At 39.5% G+C, this 4,189-nt stretch carries 5 protein-coding genes; 2 read left to right on the top strand and 3 right to left on the bottom strand.

Translation table 11 applies throughout. From position 1 onward, the window contains the following. On the top strand, window positions 1–977 hold a 977-nt coding region (locus tag EA341_RS16260; RefSeq protein WP_293016225.1), incomplete at its 5' end, for a phosphoenolpyruvate carboxykinase (ATP). Window positions 978–1,090: 113 nt separating this feature from the next. Continuing rightward, window positions 1,091–1,528, top strand: a complete 438-nt coding sequence (locus EA341_RS16255; RefSeq protein ID WP_293016224.1) for a peptidylprolyl isomerase — start codon at window positions 1,091–1,093, stop codon at window positions 1,526–1,528. A 67-nt stretch (window positions 1,529–1,595) separates the two neighbouring features. Here the strand turns inward: EA341_RS16255 and EA341_RS16250 are convergent, their stop codons facing one another. The 3 genes from EA341_RS16250 to EA341_RS16240 form a co-directional block, all read right to left on the bottom strand. Next, a complete protein-coding gene (locus EA341_RS16250; protein ID WP_293016223.1) occupies window positions 1,596–2,882 on the bottom strand; it encodes a nucleoside transporter C-terminal domain-containing protein in 1,287 nt (428 codons plus the stop codon). Between the two features lie 103 nt (window positions 2,883–2,985). After that, on the bottom strand, window positions 2,986–3,591 hold the full coding sequence (locus tag EA341_RS16245; protein ID WP_293016222.1) for a bifunctional nuclease family protein: 606 nt from the start codon (window positions 3,589–3,591) through the stop codon (window positions 2,986–2,988). A gap of 5 nt (window positions 3,592–3,596) precedes the next feature. Beyond that, window positions 3,597–4,189, bottom strand: a 593-nt coding sequence (locus tag EA341_RS16240; RefSeq protein ID WP_293016221.1) for an electron transfer flavoprotein subunit alpha/FixB family protein, incomplete at its 5' end; no start/stop codon positions are given.

The following is a 4,189-nucleotide window of genomic DNA, read 5'->3' as shown; positions in this document are numbered from 1 at the left end:
ACTTTTTACTGCCCCATAAGCACAATGTGCTGTCTATGCATTGTTCTGCCAATGTGGGAAAGGATGGAGACAGTGCGATTTTCTTTGGTCTTTCGGGAACTGGAAAAACCACCCTTTCTGCCGATCCTAACAGAGGGCTGATCGGTGATGATGAGCACGGTTGGAATGAGGAGTCAATCTTCAATTTCGAAGGCGGCTGTTATGCTAAGGTTATTGATCTTACAAGGGAAAAAGAGCCTGAAATATGGGATGCCATCAAGTTTGGAGCCATCGTTGAAAACACTAGGTTTATACCTAATACAAGAACTGTGGATTATACCAATAAGGATGTTACGGAAAATACAAGAACTTCCTACCCTATTGAACATATTTTCAATGCGATTACTCCTTCAAGAGCTGGTATTCCAAAAAATATTTTCTTCCTGACTGCAGATGCTTTTGGAGTGATTCCACCAATATCCAAACTGAGTAAAAGTCAGGCGATGTATCACTTTATCTCTGGATATACTGCAAAAGTTGCTGGTACTGAGGTAGGTGTTGTAGAACCTAGAACTACTTTCTCAGCTTGTTTTGGTGCAGCTTTCCTTCCTTTACACCCTACAAAGTATGCATCACTTTTTGGTGAAAAAATGGAAAAGCATCAAGTAAATGTATGGTTGATCAATACGGGCTGGACAGGAGGACCTTATGGGGTGGGCAATAGAATGAAACTTTCTTATACACGGGCGATGATTACTGCAGCGCTCAGAGGCGAACTGGATAATGTTTCCTATCGTCGTCACAGTGTGTTTGGTGTTGCGATTCCCGAAAGTTGCCCCAATGTTCCGGCAGAAGTATTGAGTCCTAGGGCTACTTGGTCAGATAAGGAGGCTTATGATAAAAAAGCAAGAGAACTTGGTTCGGAATTCATCAAAAATTTTGAAAAATACAGTGATTATGCCACTGATGATATTTTGGCAGGTGCGCCAAAATTTTAGTCGATTGACCTTTTAGAATTAAACCCAAATAACTGGAGTGCTTCGGCACTCCTTTTTTATTGTTTGTTGTTTCTCTAGAACATAGGAATTGCTAATTTTGAAAAAAAACTAGAATGAAAAAAGCAGAGATACTTACAGAAAAGGGCACAATGCTCGTCGAATTTTACGAAAATGATGCGCCAAAAGCTGTTGATAATTTTATCAGCCTTTCTAAAAAGGGTTTTTATGACGGATTGACTTTTCATAGGGTCATACCAAATTTTGTGATACAAGGCGGTTGTCCAAAAGGGACTGGCTCAGGTGGACCAGGTTACACCATTGATTGTGAACTAAATGGTGAAAATCAGTATCATGACAGAGGTGTCCTATCCATGGCACATGCGGGAAGAAATACTGGTGGGTCACAATTCTTTATTTGCCATAGTAGAGACAATACCGCCCACTTGGACAGAAATCACACCTGTTTTGGGAAAGTGATTGAAGGTCTGGATGTTATCGATGATATCAGACAAGGTGATAAAATAAAAAAAATTACCGTAATCGAAGATTAATAAAATTTAAAAGAGGCTGTGGTTTAACAGTCTCTTTTTTTTTAATTGAAATATAAATTTGCCTTTTCTAAGCAAATAATGCTCCTGCAATGGTCGCTGTCATCAAGCAGGCAAGAGTAGCCGCCAAAAGGGCATGCATTCCGAGTTTGGATAGATTACCTTGTTGATTGGGAGCTATACTTCCAATTCCTCCGACCTGAATAGCAATTGAACTGAAATTTGAAAAACCGCAAAGGGCATAAGTAGCTATGACAACCGATTTGGGAGATAATCCCCCAGCAGTTTTCATTTCTGCCAAGCTTAGGTAAGCTACAAATTCATTAATCACTGTTTTTTGTCCCAATAAAGAACCCACTTGCAAGGTATCAGACCACTCCACTCCAATAACCCAGGCAAAAACGCGGAAAATCTGACCCAGTAAATATTCCAAAGAAAATCCAGAGAACTGCCCATTGGTGGAAGATACAACCAATGCATTGAGACCTGTATACTCCCCAATCAAACCGGAAAGTATGTAATTCAAAGCGGCGATCACAGCGATAAATGCCAAAAGCATTCCTCCTACATTCAATGCAAGTTTTAAACCTTCAGAAGCCCCGATGGACATGGCATCAATCAGGTTTACCCCCATATTTTCACCACTTACTTCCAGCTTATCATTGACAACTTCCTTGTCTGTTTCAGGAATAATGATTTTTGAAATGACAATAGCTGCGGGCGCATTCATGATACTAGCACCTAATAAGTAAGCGGCAAATCGGCTTTGCTCTTCTAAGCTGTCTCCCCCTAAAAAGGCAACATAACCCGCTAATACTCCCCCAGCAATGGTCGCCATCCCTCCAGTCATGAGACACATCAGTTCCGATCTGGACATGGTAGGTATAAATGGTCTCACCAATAAGGGGGCCTCAGTTTGGCCCAAAAATATATTTCCTGCAGCTGATAAACTTTCAGGGCCTGATAATCTCATTGTCCGTGACATTACCCAGGCAATGACAAAAACAACTTTTTGCAATACCCCTAGATAATATAAGCCAGCAGATACAGTTGAAAAGAAAATTATAGTAGGTAGTACTTTAAATGCAAAAATAAATCCGAAAGTATCTGTAGCTAAGTCTCCAAAAATAAATAAGGCACCATCCTCAGAAAAGCTAAGAAGCTTTACGAAAGCCCTACTGACTACAGCAAAGATTTTTGCTACGAAATCAACCTTTGTTATTAGAAAACCAAAGATAGCCTGTAAAGTCACCCCGATACCTACTAATCTCCAATCAACAGCTTTTTTATTGGAGGAAAACATCAGGGCAAAAGCCAAAATAAATATGATACCAATAAAACCTCTAATATAATCCATAAGGAGTGTGCAAGACGCTTAGGTAATTAATATGCCAATCGGTTAAGACAGTCAAGTAAGTAAAATTTTCTAAAAAAAGAAAAGCCTGGTCTGACCAGGCTTTCTAGTTTCTCCTGTTTATTTCGTCCCTAATCCTAGCTGCCTTTTCATAATCTTCATTACTTATGGCTTTATCTAGGAGTTGGTTCAATTTATCTAAGGTGAAGTCCTTGAGTGTATCAGCGCTCTTGCTGGAAGATGAAGCAGGTGTTTTCTTTGTCTTTCCACTTTTTTCATGTTCTCTTCTTTCATCTTCCTCATTGAATTCAATTCCAGCCTCTGACATTACTTTTTTAGAACAATAAATAGAGGCATCAAATCTTACTGCAATGGCGATTGCATCAGAAGGACGGGCATCTATTTCCACTGTTTTGGAGGAATTTTTACAAACGATTTTCGCATAAAAAACCCCTTCTCTCATGTCAGAAATCAAAATATGATCAATGGAGTAATTAAAATTAGAGGAAAAAGATTTAAAGAGGTCATGGGTCATCGGCCTATTGGGAATTATTTTCTCAATTTCAATCGCAATGGCCTGAGCTTCAAACATTCCAATCACAATAGGTAGTCTTCTAATACCACCTACTTCCCCCATAACAAGGGTAAATGATCCGGATTGGGAATGGTTTGATGATAATCCAAGAATCTCAAGTTCTACAGTTTGATCCACAGGTTTTATTTTATTGCTTTTACAGCTTCAATTAATTTAGGTAATACCTCAAATGCGTCTCCAACAATTCCATAATCTGCGGCTTTGAAAAATGGCGCCTCTGGGTCTTTGTTTATGACAACAATGTATTTAGAGGAATTTACACCCGCAAGATGTTGAATAGCCCCCGAAATTCCAACTGCAAGGTATAAAGTAGGCGCAACTTTTACTCCGGTTTGTCCAACGTGCTCGTGGTGAGGTCTCCAACCAATGTCAGAAACTGGCTTCGAACATCCTGTCGCAGCACCCAATTCTTTGGCTAAATCTTCTATCATTCCCCAATTTTCAGGTCCCTTCATTCCTCTACCTCCTGACACTACTACATCTGCCTCTGGAAGTAATATTTCACCGGTAGCTTTATCTGTTGAAGTAATAGTCGTTGCAAAATTTTCTTCCGCAATTGTGATATTTGCCTTTTCAACGCTAGCTTCTGCTCCATCTGTCAAAAGATCTACTGCATTCTTTTTAACCGCAAGGATTTTATGGTCTTTAGAAACGATAGTTTCTGCAAAAGCTTTTCCGGTATAAATACTTCTTCTGACTTTATAATCTCCTGTAA

Source organism: Mongoliibacter sp., from assembly GCF_007692705.1.
GTDB lineage: Bacteria > Bacteroidota > Bacteroidia > Cytophagales > Cyclobacteriaceae > Mongoliibacter.
This window is presented reverse-complemented; position numbering and strand designations above follow the sequence as displayed.

What these genes read in the sequence shown, in the direction of transcription:
- EA341_RS16255 (WP_293016224.1), top strand. Translation starts at nt 1,091, where the DNA reads ATGAAAAAAGCAGAGATACTTACAGAAAAGGGCACAATGCTCGTCGAA.
- EA341_RS16250 (WP_293016223.1), bottom strand. Translation starts at nt 2,882, where the DNA reads ATGGATTATATTAGAGGTTTTATTGGTATCATATTTATTTTGGCTTTT.